General features: G+C 71.2%; 1 protein-coding gene and 1 pseudogene (1 of these 2 only partly in view). Both read left to right on the top strand.

The window, feature by feature from the left end; translation table 11 throughout:
* Positions 1–13821, top strand: the 3' portion of a protein-coding gene (locus tag OG878_RS41030) for a type I polyketide synthase (RefSeq protein WP_328891799.1). Its footprint begins 10254 nt before the window's first position; 13821 of the gene's 24075 nt are visible here — the last part of the coding sequence; the start codon falls outside the window, past its left edge; the stop codon is at positions 13819–13821.
* Positions 13818–22694 (top strand): annotated as a pseudogene (locus tag OG878_RS41025) (type I polyketide synthase); the annotation flags it as partial. The gene OG878_RS41030 and the pseudogene OG878_RS41025, both read left to right, overlap by 4 nt.
* Positions 22695–22815 lie beyond the last annotated feature (121 nt).

The following is a 22815-nucleotide window of genomic DNA, read 5'->3' as shown; positions in this document are numbered from 1 at the left end:
GTGGAACTGCTGTCGGAGGCCCGGCAGTGGCCGCGTGGCGAGCGCACGCGCCGCGCGGGTGTGTCCGCGTTCGGGGTCAGTGGCACCAACGCGCATGTGATCGTCGAAGAGGCGCCTGCCCTCGAACAGGCACCGGAGACGGCTCCGGACGCCACCCTGCCGGTGGTGCCCTGGGCCGTGTCGGCACGCTCCACGGAGGGACTGACCGCACAGGCCGGCCGGCTGGCCTGTGCGGTGGCGGGTCTGGACGCGACCGACGTGGGTCTGTCACTCGTCACCACCCGGTCGTTCCTGGAACACCGGGCAGTCGTCCTCGGAGGCGACGCCGACGAACTGCGTACGCGACTGGAGGCGCTGGCGGCCGGTGAGCCGACATCGGGAATGGTGTCGGGTATCTCCCGTGCCGGCCTGACCGGGTTCGTGTTCTCGGGGCAGGGTGGTCAGCGTCTGGGTATGGGCCGGGAGCTGACGGAGGCGTTCCCGGTGTTCGCGGCGGCCTTGGACGAGGTGTGCGGTCACTTCGACGGGTTGCGCGAGGTGATGTTCACCGATGCGGAGGCCCTGGGCCGGACGGGGTGGGCGCAGCCTGCGTTGTTCGCGGTCGAGGTGGCGTTGTTCCGGCTGCTTGAGTCGTGGGGTGTGCGCCCCGATTACCTCGTGGGTCATTCGGTGGGTGAGCTGGCTGCCGCGTATGTGGCCGGGGTGTTCTCGCTTGCCGATGCGTGCAGGCTGGTGTCGGCGCGTGCCGGGTTGATGCAGGCGTTGCCTGCCGGCGGTGCGATGTGGGCGGTACGGGCAACCCCCGACGAGGTCACCCCGCTGCTGGTCGACGGCGTGTCGGTGGCGGTGGTGAACGCTCCCGGTCAGGTCGTCCTGTCGGGCACCCGCGAAGCGGTCGAGACCGTAGCGAGCCGTCTGCCCGATCGTCAGGGACGCTGGCTGGAGGTCAGCCACGCCTTCCACTCGGCGCTGATGGACCCGATGCTGGGCGAATTCGCGGCTGCCGCGGGTGAGGTGACGTATGACAGTCCGCGTATCCCGATCGTCTCCACTTTGACGGGTGAGCCGGTCACCGGGTTCACCGCGTCGTACTGGGTGGATCAGGTGCGCGGCACGGTTCGATTCGCCGACGCGATCGGTCACCTGAAGGCGCTGGGCGTGACACGTCTCCTGGAGCTGGGCCCGGATGCCACGCTGACCGGTGCTGTCGACGAGACGTACGACGGCGATGCCCTCGCCGTCGCGGCGCTGAACCGTAAGCAGCCCGAACCCGTCACCGCCGTCACGGCGCTGGCCCGCCTGTGGGCGGACGGGGCCGACGTCGACTGGACGGCGTTCTACGCCCCCGCCGGCGCCCGGGCCGTCGACCTGCCCACCTACGCCTTCCGGCACCAGCGTTACTGGCTGGATGGCGGGTCGGGTGTCTCGGACGTCGGTGCCCTTGGGGCCGAACCGCTCAAGCACCCGCTGCTGAGTGCGGCGGTGGAACTCTCCGACGGCGATGGGCACGTGTTCACCGGCCGGATATCCGCCCGTACCCATCCGTGGATCGCCGAGCACCAGGTCGCGGGCGAGGCGGTGTTCCCCGGCACCGGATACGTGGAGCTCGCCGTCCGTGCCGGTGACCACCTGGCCTGCGACCGGATCGAGGAACTCGTCCTGGAGGCCCCGCTGGTCCTGCCGGAACGGCAGACGGTCCAGCTGCAGGTCATCGTCGACACCGCGGACGCGGCCGGCAGCCGTCCCTTCCGCATCAGCTCCCGCAGCGGCGGACAGCCGTGGACCCGCCACGCGAGCGGCGTCCTCGGTGCCGCGTCCGGACGACAGCACACCGGGCTCACCGCCTGGCCCCCCGCCGGAGCCACCGCCGTCGACATCGACGACCACTATCCGGCCCGCGCCGAACGTGGCTTCGGCTACGGAGAGATCTACCAGGGGCTGACTGCCGTCTGGCGGCGGGACGGGGAACTGTTCGCCGAGGTCGTGCTCGGCGACGAATTCCGCGGCGAGGCAGACCGGTTCGGCCTCCACCCGGCCGTGCTCGACGCCGCGCTCCAGGCCCTGTCGTACGACGAGAGCGCGGCAGGAGCGGGTCGGCTCCCGTTCGTCTGGAGCGGAGTCACCCTGCACGCCACCGGCGCGTCCTTGCTGCGCATCGCGATCGCGCCCGGCACAGCGGAGGGCGCGTACACCATCACCGTCGCGGACACCTCCGGCGAACTGGTCCTGACCGCAGACGCGTTGACCCTGCGGCCCTATGACGGCACCCCGTTCTCCACCCCCACGGACCGGACGACCAGGGCCCCCGAGGCTGAGGCGGACGCTTCGTCGCCCCGCCCTCCCGCACGCCGCAAGGCCGCCGCAGCCGTGTCCGGCGGCGGCCAGGCACTCCGCGACCGCCTCGCCGCGTTGCCCCGGCCGGAACAGCGTGACGCCTTGCTGGAGATCGTGCGCCGCCGCGCCTCGATCGTGCTCGAGCAGCCCCGCACGCAGACGATCAACGCGGAGCTGCCCTTCCGCGACCTCGGCTTCACCTCCCTCACCGCCGTCCAACTGCGCGAAGCACTCGCGGAGGAGACCGGCCTGCGGCTGCCCGCAACACTCGTCTTCGACTACCCGACGCCGCGCGCCCTGGTCGACCACCTCCGCGACGAACTCCTCGGCGGACCCGAGCCCGCCACCGCCCCGGCGGCCCGGGCCCGTGCGGCCGCGGGCCTCGACGATCCCATCGCCATCATCGGCATGAGCTGCCGTTATCCCGGCGGCATACACACCGCCCAGGACCTGTGGCGACTCGTCGCCGAGGGCACCGACGCGATCTCCGCCTTCCCGACCGACCGCGGCTGGGACCTGGACGCGCTGTACGACCCGGACCCGGACAACCCCGGTACCTGCTACGTCCACGAGGGCGGGTTTCTGCACGACGCGAGCCAGTTCGACGCGGGCTTCTTCGGCATCAGCCCGCGCGAGGCCGTCTCCATGGATCCGCAGCAGCGACTGCTCCTGGAGATCTCCTGGGAGGCGATGGAACACGCCGGCCTCGACGTCCACACGATGCGCGGCAGCAGCACGGGTGTCTTCGCCGGTGTGACCTACCAGGACTACGGCGGCATGCTCGCGGCGGCGAAGGAGAGTTCCGAGGGCTTCCTCGGCACCGGCAACTCGCCCAGCGTCCTGTCCGGCCGGGTCGCGTACTCCTTCGGTCTCGAAGGCCCGGCGGTCACGATCGACACGGCCTGCTCCTCCTCCCTTGTCGCGCTGCACTCGGCATGTCAGGCACTGCGGGAGGGCGACTGCACGATGGCGCTCGCCGGCGGTGTGACCGTCATGTCCACCCCGATCTCGCTGATCGAGTTCAGCCGCCAGCGCGCACTGGCCGAGGACGGCCGCTCCAAGCCGTTCTCCGACGACGCCGACGGAGCAAGCTGGGGCGAGGGCGTGGGCATGCTGCTCCTGGAGCGGCTGTCGGACGCCCGGGCCAACGGCCACCAGGTGCTGGCGGTGGTACGCGGCTCGGCCGTGAACCAGGACGGTGCGTCGAACGGTCTCACCGCGCCCAACGGTCCGTCGCAGCAGCGGGTGATCCGGCAGGCGCTGGCCAATGCGCGGCTGGCTTCCGCGGATGTGGATGTGGTGGAGGCGCACGGTACGGGTACCTCGCTCGGCGACCCGATCGAGGCACAGGCCGTGCTCGCGACGTATGGGCAGGACCGCCCGGACCACGATCCGCTGTGGCTGGGCTCGATCAAGTCGAATATCGGCCATGCGCAGGCTGCGGCCGGTGTGGCGGGTGTGATCAAGATGGTGCAGGCGATGCGGCACGGCGTGATGCCGAAGTCGCTGCATCTGGGTACGCCGTCGTCGCATGTGGACTGGTCGGCGGGTGCGGTGGAGCTGCTGGCGGAGGCGCGGGAGTGGCCTCGGGGGGAGGATCGTCCGCGGCGGGCGGGTGTGTCGGCGTTCGGGATGAGCGGGACGAACGCGCACGTGATCCTGGAGGAGGCGCCGGAGCCACCGCCTGTCGAGGAGCAGACCGCGATCGAATCGTCGTCGGTGGTTCCGTGGTTGTTGTCGGGACGGAGTGCCGGGGCGTTGCGGGGGCAGGCGGTGGCGTTGGGCGCGTTGGCCGGCTCTGATCCGGTGTCGGTGGGTTGGTCGCTGGCGACGACGCGGGCGCGGTTCGAGCACCGGGCTGTGGTGCTGGGTGGTGAGTTCGCTCCGGGTCTGGGTGCGTTGGCAAGTGGTGAGCCGTCGGCCCGTGTGGTGTCGGGGATTTCTGGTCCGGTGGGGCGGTCGGTGTTCGTCTTCCCGGGTCAGGGGGCGCAGTGGGCGGCGATGGGTGCCCGGCTCCTGGAGGAGACCCCGGTGTTCGCGGGGGTGGTCGCCGAGTGTGAGGCCGCGATGGTGGGCCTGGTGGACTGGTCGGTCACCGATGTGCTGCGCGGGGCGCCGGATGCGCCTTCCCTGGAACGTGTCGATGTCGTCCAGCCCGCTTCCTTTGTCGTGATGGTGGGTTTGGCTGCGGTGTGGCGTTCGTTCGGTGTGGTGCCGGCGGCGGTGGTGGGGCATTCGCAGGGTGAGATCGCGGCCGCGTACGTGGCGGGGGTGTTGTCTCTGGAGGATGCGCTGCGGGTGGTGTGTCTGCGGAGTAAGGCGATTGCCGGGCTGGCGGGTGGTGCGGGCACGATGGCCTCGGTAGGCGCCGGTGTCGCCCAGGTCGAGGAGATCCTTGCCGCCTGGGGAGAGCGGGTGTCGGTCGCGGCGGTGAACGGACCGTCGCAGGTGGTGATCTCCGGTGAGGTCGCTTCGGTTGACGAGGCGGTCGCTCGTTGCCTTGAGTTGGGGTTGCGTGCGCGGCGGATCGCGGTGGACTACGCGTCCCACTCGCCCGCGATGGATGTGCTCGAGGCCGGCCTGACCACGAGCCTCGCGGGTATTGCTCCGCGTGCCGGCAGGGTTCCGTTGCTGTCGACCGTGACGGGCGAATTCGTCGACGGTTCGGTGATGGACGCCGGTTACTGGGTGACGAATCTGCGTTCGCGGGTGCGGTTCGCGGAGGCGGTCGAGAAGCTGGCGGCCGATGGGTACGGCGTGTTCGTGGAGGTCTCCTCCCATCCGGTGCTGAGCGCTGCGATCGAGGAGATGGCCGACGAGAGTGTGGTCACCGGGTCGCTGCGTCGTGATGACGGGGGTCTGGACCGGTTCCTGACCGGTGCGGCCGAGCTGTGGGTCCGTGGTGTGGACGTCGACTGGACGACCGCCTTCCCCGACACCCGTCCCGCCCTCGTCGACCTGCCCACCTACGCCTTCCAACGCGAGCACTACTGGCCGGAGTTCGACACCGAGACAGTTGTATCCGCGGATGAGGGTACGGCGGCGGATCGGGAGTTCTGGGCGGCGGTGGAGCGGGCCGATGCGGAGGCGTTGGCCGGGACGTTGGGAACGGAGGCTGCGGTACTGGATCCGCTGCTGCCCGCCCTGGCCGACTGGCGGCGCAAGCAGCGCGAGCAGGACACCACAGACTCCTGGCGCTACCGGGTCAACTGGACGCCGCTGACCCCGGCGGACGGGGAGCCGCTCATCGGCGACTGGCTGGTGGTGACGTCCGATGACACCGATGGCACCGGCGACGCCGCACGGACCTGGGCGGACACGATCGCCGAGGAGCTGACCGCCCGGGGCGCGACCGTCCGGCCACTGCGGCTGGACGAGACCGCGCAGGACAGGACGGCACTCGCCGCTCTGCTCACCGGCCTCACCGGCCACGACGAGCTCGCCGGAGTCGTGTCACTACTGGCCTGGGACGAGCGCGACACCGACGGACTTCCCGGACTGTCACTGGGCCTGGGGCTGACCGCCGTACTGCTGCAGGCACTGGGGGACGCCGGAATCGCCGCACCGCTCTGGTCGTTGACCTCCGGGGCGGTCTCGGCCGCCCGCTGGGACACGGTGACCAGGCCCGGCCAGGCGGCGGTGTGGGGACTCGGACGGGTCGCCGCGCTCGAGCACCCGGACCGCTGGGGCGGACTGGTCGACGTACCGGAGGAAGCCGACGCACGGTCCGCGCGGCGGCTGCTGAACGCGATCGCCGCGGGCGACGAGGACCAGGTCGCCCTGCGCGCCTCGGGCCTGTTCGGACGGCGGCTCGTGCGCGCCCCGCACGCGACGGACGCGGACGGGACGTGGGCGCCCTCGGGCACGGTCCTGATCACCGGTGGCACCGGCGCGCTGGGCGCCCGGATGGCCCGCTGGGCGGCCGGGAACGGCGCCGAGCACCTGGTGCTGACCAGCCGCCGCGGCGTGGACGCGCCCGGCGCGCCGGACCTCGCCCAAGAACTGGAGGCACTCGGCGCCAGGGTCACCCTCGCGGCCTGCGACATGGCCGACCGCGAACAGGTTGCCGTGCTCCTCGGCGGACTCACCGACGAGGCGGCCCCGCTGACGGCCGTCGTGCACGCGGCCGGTGTCCTGGAGGACGGCATCCTCGACGCGCTCAGCCCCGAACGCATCGCCGCGGTCATGGCGCCCAAGGCGCATGCCGCGCTGCTTCTGGACGAACTCACTCGTGAACTCGGCCTGGAACTGGACGCGTTCGTCCTGTTCGCCTCCACCGCCGGCATCTGGGGCGGCCCCGGGCAGGCGAACTACGCGGCCGCCAACGCGGTCCTCGACGCCCTCGCCGAGCACCGGCGGGCCGACGGCCTCGCCGCCACCTCGATCGCGTGGGGCCCCTGGTCCGACGCCGGCATGGCGGACAGCGCGGCCGTCGAGGCCCGGCAGCGCAAGGGCGGTGTCCACTCCCTGGCCCCCGACTCCGCCGTCGCCGTACTGCGGCAGGCGGTCGGTGACGGGGACGCCACGCTCACCGTGGCCTCCATCGACTGGGCCGTCTACGCGCCCGCCCTCACGGCGAGCCGCCGCAGCACACTCCTCGACGGAATTCCGGAAGCCCGCAGGGCCCTGGAGACCGCGAGCGCCGACGCCACCGCGGGCAGCCCCGACTCCCTCGCCGCCCGACTGGCCGGGCTCACCGAGGCCGAGCGGGAACGCGAACTGCTCGACCTGGTGCGCGGCCACGTCGCCGCGGTGCTCGGCTTCGCCGCGCCGACCGACGTGGAACCCACGCGCGTGTTCTCCGACATCGGCTTCGACTCGCTCACGGCGATCGAACTACGCAACCGGCTCAACTCGGCCACCGGGTTGCGGCTGCCTGCCACGCTGATCTTCGACCATCCGACCCCGACCGCGCTCACGCGCCTGCTGCGCCAGGAACTCGTCGGCGTCGCCGCCCCGGCGCCCGCCACCCCGCTCCCGACCGGTGGCGGCAAGGACCACGATCCGATCGCCATCGTCGGCATGAGCTGCCGGCTGCCCGGCGGCGTCTCCTCGCCGGAGGAGCTCTGGCGGCTGCTGTCCGAGGGGGTCGACGCGATCTCCGACTTCCCGGACGACCGCGGCTGGGACATCGAAGCGGTCTACGACCCCGACCCCGACAAGGCCGGTACGACATACACCCGGCACGGCGGATTCGTCCGCGGCATCAGCGAGTTCGACGCCGCGCTCTTCGGCATCAACCCGCGTGAGGCCCTGTCCATGGACCCGCAGCAGCGGCTGCTTCTGGAGACCGCGTGGGAGGCCACGGAGCGGGCGGGCATCGACCCCCTGTCCCTGGCCGGCAGCCGGACCGGCATGTTCGCCGGCAGCAACGGCTCCGACTACGGCGGCCTGCTGATCGCGTCCCCGCAGGGCGCGGACGGCTACTTCATGACCGGCAACGCCTCGAGCGTCCTGTCCGGCCGGGTCGCCTACACCCTCGGCCTGGAAGGCCCGGCGGTCACCGTGGACACGGCCTGCTCCTCCTCGCTCGTCGCCCTGCATCTGGCGTCGCAGGCGCTGCGCGGCGACGAGTGCGACCTCGCCCTGGCCGGCGGTGTCACGCTCATCTCCACGCCCACGCCGTTCGTGAGCTTCAGCCGTCAGCACGGTCTCGCCGTCGACGGCCGGTGCAAGGCGTTCTCCGACGACGCCGACGGCACCGGCTGGGCCGAAGGTGTCGGCGTCCTCGTCCTCGAACGGCTCTCGGACGCCCGCCGCAACGGCCACCAGGTGCTCGCCCTCGTCACCGGCAGCGCCACCAACCAGGACGGTGCCTCGAACGGCCTCACCGCCCCCAACGGTCCCTCCCAGCAGCGCGTCATCCGGCAGGCACTGGCCACAGCCGGACTGTCGGCCGCCGAGGTGGACGCGGTCGAGGCACACGGCACCGGCACGACGCTCGGCGACCCGATCGAGGCGCAGGCGCTGCTGGCCACGTACGGCCAGGACCGGCCCGCGGACCGTCCGTTGTGGCTGGGTTCGGTGAAGTCGAACATCGGCCACACCCAGGCCGCCGCCGGTGTGGCCGGTCTGATCAAGATGGTGCTGGCGATGCGGCACGAGGTACTGCCAGGCACCCTGCACGTCAGCGAGCCGTCGACGCACGTCGACTGGTCGTCCGGCGCCGTGGAACTGCTGTCCGAGGCCCGTCCGTGGCCGCGCGGCGACCGGCCGAGGCGCGCCGGCGTGTCGTCGTTCGGCATCAGCGGCACCAACGCGCACGTGATCATCGAAGAGGCGCCCGCCCTCGCCCAGGCACCGGTGGCGACCCCGGACGTCGCCCTGCCGATGGTGCCCTGGCCGGTGTCCATGAAGACGGGCACCGCGCTGTCCGCACAGGCCGAGCGGCTGGCGGCCGGGGTGGACGACCGGGACGCGGTCGATGTCGGCTTGTCGCTGGCGACGACCCGGGCGGCGCTGGAGCACCGGGCTGTCGTCCTCGGCGCCGACACCGGTGAACTGCGGACGGCACTGACGGCTCTGGCGGCCGGTGAACCCACACCGCACACCGTCACCGGCCGGGCCCGCACAAGCTCCACCGGGTTCGTGTTCTCGGGGCAGGGTGGTCAGCGTCTGGGTATGGGCCGGGAGCTGGCGGATGCCTTCCCGGTGTTTGCAACTGCCCTGGATGAGGTGTGCGCGCACTTCGACGGGTTGCTGGACCGGCCGTTGCGTGAGGTGATGTTCGCCGATGCGGAGGCGTTGAAGTCCACGGGGTGGGCGCAGCCTGCGTTGTTCGCGGTCGAGGTGGCGTTGTTCCGGCTGCTTGAGTCGTGGGGGGTGCGCCCGGATTACCTGGTGGGTCATTCGGTGGGTGAGCTGGCTGCCGCGCACGTCGCCGGGGTCTTCCCGCTCGCCGATGCGTGCCGGCTGGTCGCTGCTCGTGCCGGGCTGATGCAGGCGCTGCCTGCCGGCGGTGCGATGTGGGCGGTACGAGCCACCGTGGAGGAGGTCACTCCGCTGCTGGTCGAGGCCGAGGGTGTGTCCGTGGCGGCGGTGAACGCTCCCGGTCAGGTCGTCCTGTCGGGCACCCGTGAGGCGGTCGAGACGGTGGCCGCCCAGCTCACCGGCCGCCAGGGACGCCGGCTGGAGGTCAGCCACGCCTTCCACTCGGCGCTGATGGACCCGATGCTGCCCCAATTCACCAATGCTGCAAGCGAGTTGACGTACGACAGTCCTCGCATTCCGATCATTTCCACGCTCACGGGTGAGCCTGTCACCGAGTTCACCGCGTCGTACTGGACCGACCAGGTGCGCGGTACGGTCCGCTTCGCCGACGCCATCACCCACCTCAAGTCCCTGGGTGTCACCCGGTTCCTGGAGCTGGGCCCGGACGCCACGCTGATCGGTGCCGTCGACGAGACGTACGACGGCGAAGCCCTCGCCGTAGCAGCGCTGAACCGTAAGCAGTCCGAGCCCGCAACCGCCGTCACGGCGCTGGCCCGCCTGTGGGCGGACGGCGCCGACGTCGACTGGACGGCGTTCTACGCACCGACCGGCGCCCGCACCGTCGACCTGCCCACCTACGCCTTCCAGCACCAGCGCTACTGGCCGCAGGCGCCGGTGTCGAGGCCTGGTGATGTGTCCGCGGCCGGGCTCGCCGATGCCGGGCACCCGCTGCTCGGCGCTGCCGTGGCGCTGGCCGGGGACGACGGGCGGTTGTTCACCGCACGGATCGGCGTACGGGATCTGCCGTGGCTCGCCGACCACGAGGTGATGGGCACGACCCTCTTCCCCGGCACCGGTTTCCTGGAACTGGCGATGCGGGCAGCCGACGAGGTCGGCTGCGACCGGGTGGAGGAACTGACGCTGGCGGCCCCGCTGGTGCTGCCTGCCGACGGCACGGTACAGCTGCAGCTCCAGGTCGGTGCCCCCGACGCGACCGGCCTGCGTCCGCTGAAGCTGCACGCGCGGCCCGACGACGCGGCGGCCGACGCCCCGTGGACGCTGCACGCCACGGGACTCCTCGGCGGCGGCCGGCCGGAAGCGACGTACGATCTCTCCTCCTGGCCGCCGCCCGGCGCCGAGACCATCGACGTGTCCGACTTCTACGAGATGTACCGGCAGGGCGGATTCGCCTACGGCCCCTCGTTCCGGGGGCTCCGCCGGGCCTGGCGCGCCGGGGGCGAGGTGTTCGCCGAAGTGGCTCTGGACGAGCCGCACGCCGCCGAGGCCGCCGCCTACGGACTGCACCCGCCGCTGCTCGACGCGGCGCTGCAGGCGCTGACCTTCGTCGCACTCGACGGCAGCGGCCGGAGCAGACTGCCGTTCTCCTGGTCCGGGGTCTCCCTGTACGCCTACGGCGCGTCGAGCCTGCGCGTACGGCTGAGGCAGGCCGGGCCCGACGCGCTGACCCTGGCCATCGCGGACGGCACGGGACAGCCGGTCGCCCACGTGGAATCCCTGGCGATGCGGCAGGTATCGGCGGCGCAACTGCACGCCTCCTCGCGCACGACGGCCTATCCGCAGGACATCTTCCGGCTCGACTGGATGCCGGTGGCCATGCCGGTGTCCGGCGACAGCCCGGCCGCCGGCCGGCCGTGGGCGGTCCTCGGTGACGAGGAGACAGGGCTCGACGAAACGGGGCTCGCGGAGGCACTGGCGGCGCGCCTCGTCCCCGGCCTGGACGCGCTGGACGCCGACGGGCCGCTTCCCGACGTGGTGTTCGTGCCGTGCCCGGGCGCGACAGCGCACCCGTCCGGCGAGGACACCACCGACACGATCGCGGCCGGCACCCGGGCCCTGACCGTCCGCGTCCTCGCCCTGCTCCAGCGCTGGCTCGCGGACAGCCGGTTCGCGTCCGCACGGCTCGTCCTCGTCACCCGCGGCGCCATCGCGGCGGGCGACCCCGAAGGACCGGGCGATCCGGCGGCCGCCGCTGTGTGGGGCCTCGTCCGCTCGGCACAGTCGGAGGACCCCGGCCGGTTCGTGCTCGTGGACCTCGACGAGAACAAGCCGTCCGCCGGGACGTCGGCCGGCCTGTTCGCCGCGCTCCTCGAATCCGACGAGTCCCAGGTCGTCGTCCGCGACGGCGAGATACGCGCCGCACGGCTCGTGCGCCCCGCCCCGGACGACACCCTGCTGCCCCCGGCAGACACCGAGGCATGGCGGCTGGACAGCACCGGCCGCGGCAGCCTGGCGAACCTCACCCTCACCGCCGACCCCGAGCTGCTGGAACCGCTCGGCCCGGATCAGGTCCGGGTGGCCGTACGGGCCGCCGGACTCAACTTCAGGGACGTACTGAACGCACTCGACATGTATCCCGGAGAACCCGGCCCGATGGGCGTCGAGGGCGCCGGCGTGATCACCGAAGTGGGGCCGGACGTCACCGGGTTCGCACCGGGCGACCGCGTCCTCGGCATGTTCGGCAAGGCGTTCGGGCCGGTCGCGGTCGCCGACCGGAGGATGATCGCCCCGATGCCCGAGGGCTGGTCCTTCGAACAGGCCGCGTCCGTGCCGGTGGTCTTCCTGACCGCCTACTACGCACTGGTCGACCTGGCAGGGCTCAAGCCCGGTGAGTCGGTCCTCGTGCACGCCGCCGCCGGCGGCGTCGGCATGGCCGCCGCCCAGCTCGCCCGGCACCTCGGGGCCGAGGTGTACGGCACCGCCGGCCAGGGCAAACACGACACCCTGCGCTCCCTCGGCATCGACGACGCCCACCTCGCCTCCTCCCGAGACCTGCACTTCGAGGAGCACTTCCGCACGACGGCGAGGGCGGCCGGCATCGACGTCGTACTGAACTCGCTGGCCCGCGAATACGTGGACGCCTCACTGCGGCTGCTCACCGGAGGCGGCAGGTTCCTCGAGATGGGCAAGACCGACATCCGCACCCCCGAAAGCATCACCGAGGCACACCCCGGTGTGACCTACGCGGCCTTCGACCTCATCGAGGCCGGACCCGAACGCATCGGCGAGATGCTCACCGAGGTGCTGCGCCTCATCGAAGCGGGAGCTCTGCGCCCGCTGCCGCTGACCGCCTGGGACGTGCGCCGGGCACCGGAGGCGTACCGGCACGTCAGCCAGGCCCGGCACATCGGCAAGGTGGTACTCACCCTGCCCAGGCGCCCCGACCCGGACGGCACCGTGCTGGTCACCGGCGGCACCGGAGGCCTCGGCCACTACGTGGCCCGCCACCTCGTCGAACGGTACGGCGCCCGCCACCTGCTGCTCACCAGCCGCAGCGGACCGCAGGCCGAGGGCGCTGCCGAGCTCATCGCCGAACTCGAGGAGCTCGGCGCCCGCGTACGGATCGAGGCGTGCGACGCGGCCGACCGGGCCGCGCTGGCCCGCACCCTCGCCACTGTCGAGGCGGCACACCCGCTCACCGCGGTCGTGCACGTCGCCGGGGTGGTCGACGACGGGGTCATCCCCTTCCTCACCCCCGAGCGCCTGGACACCACTCTGCGGCCGAAGGCGGACGCGGCCCTGAACCTGTACGCACTGACGAAGGACGCCGACCTCGCGGCATTCGTCCTCTTCTCGGGTGCTGCCGGCACCCTGGGCGGTGCCGGCCAGGCCAATTACGCGGCCGCGAACGCCTTCCTCGACGAATTCGCCCGCTGGGCACGCCACCGAGGTGTCCCCGCAGTGTCGCTGGCCTGGGGCCCGTGGATAGCCGACCGTGGCATGACCGGACACCTCACCGACACCGACATCGCCCGGATGGAAAAGGCCGGGCTCCGGCCGCTCGACGCACAAGCGGGACTCGGCCTGCTCGACTTCGCCCTGTCCGCCGACGAGGCCGCCCTGCTTCCGATGCGACTGGACACCTCGCCGCAGGCGCTCACCGCCGGACCCGTACCACCGATGCTGCGTCACCTTGCGGGCAGCGCCGCACCACGGCGTACGCAAGCCGCCACCGCGGCCGTCGCGGAACCGGCCGCCGCACTCGCGGGCCGGCTGCGCGCCCTGCCCGCCGCCGACCGGGCCGACCATCTGCTCGACCTGGTCTGCGGACAGGCGGCCGCGGTCCTCGGACACGGCTCGGCCCAGGACATCGAACCGGAAGAGGCCTTCCTGGGCTTCGACTCCCTCACGGCCATCGAACTGCGCAACCGGATGGGCATCATGACCGGCACCCGGCTCCCCGCGACGCTGGTCTTCGACTACCCGACACCGGCCGCGCTTGTGGACTACCTACTGGCCGAACTCGTCCCCGACGGCGCACCGGATGACGACACCGCCGGGGCACCGCACCCGGCACCGGGCGGTCACACGGCCCTCGACGAGATCGAACGGCTGGAACAGACCCTGGACAGGCTGGCCGGTTCAGGCCCGGCCGAGGACGACACGGTGCAGCGGCGCCTGCGGGCACTGGCAGAGAAATGGGCTGCCGCGACCGCGACCGGCGAACCTTCGGGCAACGACGAGGCCGACGCACTCGAGTCGGCAACGGCTGACGAACTCTTCAAACTGATCGACGGCGAATTTGGTGGGACGTCTTGAGCGAGAACCGGGTTGTCAGCGCCGACGGCGAGCAGCAGAAACTGCTCGACTATCTCAAGAAGGTCACCGGTGACCTCCGCCAGGCACACCGCAGACTGCGGGAGATCGAGGCCGCGAACACCGAGCCGATCGCCATCGTCGGCATGGGCTGCCGGCTGCCCGGCGGCGTCCGCTCACCACAGGAGCTGTGGCAGCTCCTCGACCGGGCCGGCGACGGCATGTCCACCTTCCCCGTCGACCGCGACTGGGACCTGGAGCGCCTCTTCGGGCCCGACTCGAGCCTGTCCGGCACCAGCCACGCCCGCGAAGGCGGCTTCACCTACGACGCCACCGAGTTCGACCCCGCCTTCTTCGGCCTGAGCCCACGCGAAGCCCTCGCCATGGACCCGCAGCAGCGCATGCTGCTCCAGACCTCCTGGGAGGCCTTCGAACACGCAGGCATCGACCCCACCACCCTGAAGAACACCGACACCGGCGTCTTCGTCGGCGCAGCCTCCACCGGCTACGGATCCCATCTGACCGAACTCCCACAAGGCGTCGAGGGCTATCTCCTCACCGGCAACTCCATGGCCGTCGCCTCCGGCCGCATCGCCTACACCCTCGGCCTCAAGGGCCCTGCCGTCACCGTCGACACGGCCTGCTCCTCCTCCCTGGTGGCGCTCCACATGGCCGTCCAGTCGCTGCGCTCCGGCGAATGCTCCCTCGCCCTCGTCGGAGGCGTCACCGTGATGTCGACGCCCGGCATGTTCCTCGAGTTCAGCCGCCAGCAGGGCCTGGCGACCGACGGCCGCTGCAAGGCGTTCTCCGACGACGCCGACGGCACCGGCTGGTCCGAGGGCGCCGGCCTGCTGGTCCTCGGCCGCCTCTCCGACGCGATCCGCGACGGGCACCGCGTCCTGGCGGTGGTGCGCGGCACGGCCGTCAACCAGGACGGCGCGTCCAACGGCCTGACCGTGCCGAACGGCCCGTCCCAACAGCAGGTCATCCGGGCTGCGCTGGCGAATGCCCGCCTGTCGTCGGCGGATGTGGACGCGGTGGAGGCGCACGGTACGGGTACCAAGCTGGGTGATCCGATCGAGGCGCAGGCGCTCCTGGCCACCTATGGCCAGGACCGTACGCCGGAGCAGCCGTTGTGGCTGGGTTCGGTGAAGTCGAACATCGGGCACACGCAGGCGGCGGCCGGTGTCGCGGGCGTCATGAAGATGGTGCTCGCGATGCGTAACGAGGCGCTGCCGAAGACGCTGTACGCGGACAAGCCCTCGACCCACGTGGACTGGTCGACGGGCGCGGTGGAACTGCTGTCGGAGGCCAGGGACTGGCCGCGCGGCGAACGTCCGCGCCGGGCGGGGATCTCGTCCTTCGGTATCAGCGGTACGAACGCCCACGTCATCGTGGAAGAGGCGCCCCTCCCGGCGGATCGACAGCCCGCGGACACGGTGCGGCCGCCGGTGATGCCCTGGCCGCTGTCCACCCGCCGGCCGGAGGCGCTTCCCGAACTCGCGGCCCGGCTCCACGCGTCCCTGACCACACACCCGCACACCCGCCCTCAGGACATCGGCCACACCCTGGCCACGGGCCGCGCCGCGTTCGAACACCGGGCCGTGGTCCTGGCCCCCGACGCGGAATCGGCCCTGACAGACCTGGCCGCACTCGCCACCGGCGGCGGAACTGCCGGCCGCGTGGTCCAGGGCACGGCTGCGGGCCGGAGCGGCGGCGGAAGAGGCCGGAGGCGGCTGGCGTTCGTGTTCTCGGGGCAGGGTGGTCAGCGTCTGGGTATGGGCCGGGAGCTGGCGGATGCCTTCCCGGTGTTTGCAACTGCCCTGGATGAGGTGTGCGCGCACTTCGACGGGTTGCTGGACCGGTCGCTGCGTGAGGTGATGTTCGCCGATGCGGAGGCGTTGAAGTCCACGGGGTGGGCGCAGCCTGCGTTGTTCGCGGTCGAGGTGGCGTTGTTCCGGCTGCTTGAGTCGTGGGGGGTGCGCCCGGATTACCTGGTGGGTCATTCGGTGGGTGAGCTGGCTGCCGCGCACGTCGCCGGGGTCTTCCCGCTCGCCGATGCGTGCCGGCTGGTCGCTGCTCGTGCCGGGTTGATGCAGGCGCTGCCTGCCGGCGGTGCGATGTGGGCGGTGCGGGCCACCGTGGAGGAGGTCACTCCGCTCCTTTCCGCTGACGTCTCCGTGGCGGCGGTGAACGCTCCCGGTCAGGTCGTGCTGTCGGGTACCCGCGAAGCGGTCGAGGCGGTGGCCTCGGGGTCTGTTTTCGAGGGCCGTCAGGGGCGTTGGCTGGAGGTCAGTCACGCTTTCCACTCGGTCCTGATGGACCCGATGCTGGATGCATTCGTGGCTGCTGCGGGTGAGGTGAGGTACGACAGTCCTCGCATTCCGATCGTCTCCACGCTGACGGGTGAGCCGGTCACCGAGTTCACTTCGTCGTACTGGGTGGATCAGGTCCGGGGTGCGGTCCGTTTCGCCGACGCCATCACCCACCTGAAGTCCCTCGGCGTCACCCGGTTCCTGGAGCTGGGCCCGGACGCCACGCTGATCGGTGCCATCGACGAGACGTGCGACGGCGACGTCCTCCCCGTGGCGACACTGCGTAGGGACCTGCCCGAACCGGGCACATCGGTGCGCGCCCTGGCACAGCTGTGGACCGACGGCCACCCGGTCGACTGGCAGAACTTCTACGACGCCACGGACGCACAGCCCACCGACCTGCCGACCTATCCCTTCGCCCGGGACCGCTACTGGATGCAGAACCCCGAAGGCGCCAAGGCCCAACGGCAGGAACGGGAGCCCGGAGACGGCCTGAGCTACGAGGTGTCGTGGGCGCCGTTGGGGTCTGTTGGTTCTGCTGGTGTTGATGTGTCGGGTGGCTGGCTGATTGTTGAGTCGGCGGGTGTTGAGGATGTGTGGGCGGGAGCGCTCGCGGAGGAGTTGGTAGGGCGGGGTGGGGAGGTTACCCGGCTGAGGTTGGGTGCGGCGGATCTGGACCGGGCGGCTCTGGCGGCTCGCCTTGGAGAGTTCGCCGGTCATGGGCGGGTGGTGTCGTTCCTGGGTCAGGACGAGTCGGAGTCTCGGGGTGTTGCGGCGTCGGCTGTTTTGGTGCAGGCGCTCGGTGATGCCGAGGTCGGTTCCCTGCTGTGGTCGGTGACGTCGGGTGCGGTGTCCGCAGGAGCGGGGGATGAAGTTTCGCATCCGGTGCGGGCTGGTGTGTGGGGCTTGGGTCGGGTGGTTGCTCTGGAGGAGCCGGGGCGTTGGGGCGGTCTGGTTGATGTCCCGGAGCGGCCTGTGGGTGGTGCCGTTGCCCGGTTGATGGAGGTGCTGGCCGGTGGTTTTGGGGATGAGGACGAGGTTGCGGTGCGTGGTGGGGCGGTGCTGGGCCGTCGCCTTGGCCCTGCTCGGTCGGGGGGTGGGGAGTGGTTGCCGTCGGGGACGGTGTTGGTCACGGGTGGTACGGGTGTGTTGGGTGCGCGGGTGGCGCGTTGGGTGGTGGAGCGGGGTGCTGAGCGTGTCGTGCTGGTGAGCCGGCGTGGCATGGAGGCGGAGGGTGCGGAGCAGTTGGTGGCCGGTTTGCGGTCGTTGGGTGCTGTGGTGGATGTGGTGGCGTGTGATGTGGCGGTGCGGGAGGAGGTGGAGGCGCTCTTCGCTCGGTTTGAGGTGTCGGCTGTGGTGCATACGGCCGGGGTTTTGGATGACGGTGTGGTTGATGGGTTGACGGCTGGTCGGTTGGCTGGGGTGTGGGGGGCGAAGGCGGGGGGTGCGTGGAATCTTCACCATGCTTCGCTGGGGCGTGAGTTGGATGCGTTTGTGTTGTTCTCGTCGGCTGCGGGTGTGTGGGGTGGTGCGGGGCAGGGTGCGTATGCGGCGGCGAACGCGGCACTGGACGGGCTGGTGGAGTTCCGGCGATCCCAGGGGTTGGTGGGTGCGTCGATCGGGTGGGGTCCGTGGGCCGAGGGCGGGATGGCGGATGACGCCACCGTCCTGGCCCGGATGGGCCGCGGCGGTGTACGGCCACTCGACCCCGACACCGCCCTCGACGTATTGGGTTCGGCGTCGGGTTGTGTGACGGTTGCTGATGTGGACTGGGAGCGCTTCGTTCCCGGGATGACCGCGTTGCGGGCGAACCGTCTGTGGGACGAGGTCGCGCCGCGGGTGGCGGATCGTCCGGCCGCTGGTGCCGGGGGGTTGAGAGAGCGTCTGGCCGGGGTGTCGGGGGTGGCTCGGCGATCGATGGTGATGGATGTCGTGCGCGGGCAGGTCGCGGCAGTGCTGGGGTTCGCGGACTCGGCGGCCGTGGACGTGTCGAAGGCGTTCCGCGACCTGGGCTTCGACTCCCTGACCGCCGTCGAACTGCGCAACGCCCTCACCGCCGAGACCGGCCTCAAACTCCCCTCGACGGTTGTCTTCGACTACCCGTCGGTCGAGGCGCTGGCCAACTTCGTGGTGACAGAGCTGTTCGGTGCGGAGGAGGAGGCCGCGGCACCGGGCGTGCTGCCGGCGCACCAGTCCACAGGTGACGATCCGGTGGTCGTGGTGGGTATGGGCTGCCGCTTCCCTGGTGGGGCGGACTCGCCGGAGGAACTCTGGCGGCTGCTCGCCGAGGGCACCGACGCCCTGGGCGGCTTCCCCGCCGACCGAGGCTGGGAGCTGAACGGTGGCGCGGGACAAGGCTTTGCGCCCGTCGGTGGGTTCGTCGAGGGCGTGGCGGATTTCGATGCTGGTCTGTTCGGGATCGCGCCGCGTGAGGCGTTGGCGATGGATCCGCAGCAGCGGTTGCTGCTTGAGGTCGTGTGGGAGTCGCTGGAGCGGTCGGGTGTGGCTCCGCTGTCGTTGCGTGGACTTCCGGTGGGGGTCTTTGCCGGGACGAACGGGCAGGACTATCCGGCACTGCTCGCCCTGGCCGGTGAGTCGGGAGACGGATACGGCGGGACGGGCAGTTCGGGCAGTGTGTTGTCGGGGCGGGTCTCGTATGCGCTGGGGCTCGAGGGCCCGGCGGTGACGGTGGACACGGCGTGTTCGTCGTCGTTGGTGGCTCTGCATCTGGCGGCGCAGTCGTTGCGGTCGGGTGAGTGTGATCTTGCGTTGGCCGGTGGTGTGACGGTGATGTCGACGCCGGGTGCGTTCATCGAGTTCGAGCGGCAGGGTGGTCTGGCCGGGGACGGCCGGTGCAAGGCGTTCTCGGACGACGCGGATGGCACGGGCTGGGGCGAGGGTGTGGGTGTCCTGGTGCTGGAGCGGTTGTCGGACGCGCGTCGCAACGGGCATCAGGTCCTGGCGGTGGTGCGCGGCAGTGCGGTGAACCAGGACGGTGCGTCGAACGGTCTGACGGCGCCGAACGGTCCGTCGCAGCAGCGGGTGATCCGGCAGGCGCTGGCCAGCTCCGGTCTGACGGCTGCTGAGGTCGACGCGGTCGAGGCGCACGGTACGGGCACCAAGCTGGGTGACCCGATCGAGGCGCAGGCGCTGATCGCCACCTATGGCCAGGACCGGCCTGCGGAGCAGCCGTTGTGGCTGGGTTCGATCAAGTCGAACATCGGGCACACGCAGGCGGCGGCGGGTGTCGCCGGTGTCATGAAGATGATCCTGGCGATGCGGCACGAGACGCTGCCCCGGTCCTTGCACGTCGGCACTCCGTCCTCGCACGTGGACTGGTCGGACGGAGCCGTGGAACTGCTGGACCGGGCGCGGGACTGGGCACCGGGTGACCGGCCGCGGCGGGCGGGAGTGTCCGCGTTCGGGGTCAGCGGTACGAACGCACACGTGATCATCGAGGAGGCGCCGCCCGCTCAGGAGGTGCCGGTGGTAGCTTCGGATGTTGTGCTGCCGGTGGTGCCGTGGGTGGTGTCGTCGAAGACGGCGGCCGGTGTCGCGGGGCAGGTGCGGCGGCTGGCTTCCGGGGTGGATGGTCTGGGCGCGGTCGATGTCGGGTTGTCGCTGGCGACGACCCGGGCGGCACTGGAGCACCGGGCTGTCGTCCTGGGTGCAGGCACCGATGAGCTGCGTGCGCGGCTGGGTGAGGCGGTGGTGCCCGTGGTGGCCCGGGACGGCCTGACCGGGTTCGTGTTCTCGGGGCAGGGTGGTCAGCGTCTGGGCATGGGCCGGGAGCTGGCGGATGCGTTCCCGGTCTTCGCCACTGCCCTGGATGAGATATGCGGTCACTTCGACGGATTGCGCGAGGTGATGTTCACCGATGCAGAGGCGTTGGGCCGGACGGGGTGGGCGCAGCCTGCGTTGTTCGCTGTTGAGGTGGCGTTGTTCCGGCTGGTGGAGTCGTGGGGTGTGCGCCCCGATTACCTCGTCGGCCACTCGGTGGGTGAGCTGGCCGCCGCGCACGTTGCCGGGGTCTTCTCGCTCGCCGACGCGTGCCGGCTGGTGTCGGCGCGTGCCGGGTTGATGCAGGCGCTGCCCGCCGGCGGTGCGATGTGGGCGGTACGGGCCACGCTTGACGAGGTCACGCCGTTGTTGGTCGAGGGTGTGTCGGTGGCGGCGGTGAACGCTCCCGGCCAGGTCGTGCTGTCGGGTACCCGCGAAGCGGTCGAGGCTGTAGCGAGCCGTCTGCCCGATCGTCAGGGACGCTGGCTGGAGGTCAGCCACGCCTTCCACTCGGCGCTGATGGACCCGATGCTGGACGCATTCGCGGCTGCTGCAAGCGAGTTGACGTTCGACAGTCCCCGCATCCCGATCGTCTCCACGCTCACAGGTGAGCCGGTCACCGAGTTCACCGCGTCGTACTGGACCGACCAGGTACGCGGTACGGTCCGCTTCGCCGACGCCATCACCCACCTCAAGTCCCTTAGCGTCACCCGCTTCCTGGAGCTGGGCCCGGACGCCGGTCTCGTAGCGGCGATCGGTGAGACCGATGAGGACGCGCTCGCCGTAGCGGCGCTGAACCGCAAGCAGCCCGAGCCCGCAACCGCCGTCACGGCGCTGGCCCGCCTGTGGGCGGACGGAGCCGACGTCGACTGGACGGCGTTCTACGCACCGGTCGGTGCCCGCACTGTCGACCTGCCTACTTATGCCTTCCAGCGTCAGCGTTTTTGGCCGGGTGTGCGGCGGGAGCCGGTGGTGGCTTCGGTCGGTGATGCCGTGTTCTGGGATGCGGTGGAGCGTGGTGATGGTGAGTTGTTCGCGGCGGAGTTCGGTGTGGATGTTGAGGCGCCGTTGCGGGAGACGTTGCCGGCGTTCTCGGCGTGGCAGCGTCGGCGTCGTGAGCGTGAGGTGGCCGACAAGCTGCGTTATGAGGTGTCGTGGGCGCCGCTGGGGTCTGTCGGTGGTGGTGTTGATGTGTCGGGTGGCTGGCTGATTGTTGAGTCGGCGGGTGTTGAGGATGTGTGGGCGGGTGCGCTCGCGGAGGAGTTGACGGCGCGGGGTGCGGAGGTAGCGCGGCTGCGGTTGGAGCCTGCGGATCTGGACCGGGTCGCTTTGGCGGCTCGGCTCGTGGAGTTCGCCGGTTGTGGGCGGGTGGTGTCGTTCCTGGGTCAGGACGAGTCGGAGTCTCGGGGTGTTGCGGCGTCGGCTGTTCTGGTGCAGGCGCTTGGTGATGCGGAGGTTGGTTGTCCGCTGTGGTCGGTGACGTCGGGTGCGGTCTCGGCGGGGGTGGGGGATGAAGTTTCGCATCCGGTGCGGGCTGGTGTGTGGGGTCTGGGTCGGGTGGTTGCTCTGGAGGAGCCGGGGCGGTGGGGCGGTCTGGTTGATGTCCCGGAGCGGCCTGTGGGTGGTGCCGTTGCCCGGTTGATGGAGGTGCTGGCCGGTGGTTTTGGGGATGAGGACGAGGTTGCGGTGCGTGGTGGGGCGGTGCTGGGCCGTCGCCTTGGCCCTGCTCGGTCGGGGGGTGGGGAGTGGTTGCCGTCGGGGACGGTGTTGGTCACGGGTGGTACGGGTGTGTTGGGTGCGCGGGTGGCGCGTTGGGTGGTGGAGCGGGGTGCTGAGCGTGTCGTGCTGGTGAGCCGGCGTGGCATGGAGGCGGAGGGTGCGGAGCAGTTGGTGGCCGGTTTGCGGTCGTTGGGTGCTGTGGTGGATGTGGTGGCGTGTGATGTGGCGGTGCGGGAGGAGGTGGAGGCGCTCTTCGCTCGGTTTGAGGTGTCGGCTGTGGTGCATACGGCCGGGGTTTTGGATGACGGTGTGGTTGATGGGCTGACCGCTGACCGGCTCGCTGGAGTCTGGGGGGCGAAGGCGGGGGGTGCGTGGAATCTTCACCATGCTTCGCTGGGGCGTGAGTTGGATGCGTTTGTGTTGTTCTCGTCGGCTGCGGGTGTGTGGGGTGGTGCGGGGCAGGGTGCGTATGCGGCGGCGAACGCGGCACTGGACGGGCTGGTGGAGTTCCGGCGATCCCAGGGGTTGGTGGGTGCGTCGATCGGGTGGGGTCCGTGGGCCGAGGGCGGGATGGCGGATGACGCCACCGTCCTGGCCCGGATGGGCCGCGGCGGCATACGGCCACTCGACCCCGACACCGCCCTCGACACACTGGGCTCCGCAGAAGGCTGCTTCGCTGTGGCCGACATGGACTGGGAGCGCTTCGTAACGTCCGTGACGGCGTTGCGGGCGAACCGTCTGTGGGACGAGGTCGCGCCGCGGGTGGCGGATCGTCCGGCCGCTGGTGCCGGGGGGTTGAGAGAGCGTCTGGCCGGGGTGTCGGGGGTGGCTCGGCGATCGATGGTGATGGATGTGGTGCGCGGGCAGGTCGCGGCAGTGCTGGGGTTCGCGGACTCGGCGTCCGTGGAGGTGTCGAAGGCGTTCCGCGACCTGGGCTTCGACTCCCTGACCGCCGTCGAACTGCGCAACGCCCTCACCGCCGAGACCGGCCTCAAACTCCCCTCGACGCTCGCCTTCGACCACCCGACCACACTCGCCCTCGCCGACTTCCTGCTCGGCGAGCTGGCCGAAGAGTCGGCCGACGAGGTCCGGGACGTAGCGGCCGAACTGGACAGGATCGAGACCGCCTTGCTGGCCCTGCCCGCCCCTGAGTATGCGCGGCTGAGAATCGCCTCGCGCCTGC

Source organism: Streptomyces sp. NBC_00316 (genome assembly GCF_036158715.1).
Lineage (GTDB): Bacteria > Actinomycetota > Actinomycetes > Streptomycetales > Streptomycetaceae > Streptomyces.
This window is presented reverse-complemented; position numbering and strand designations above follow the sequence as displayed.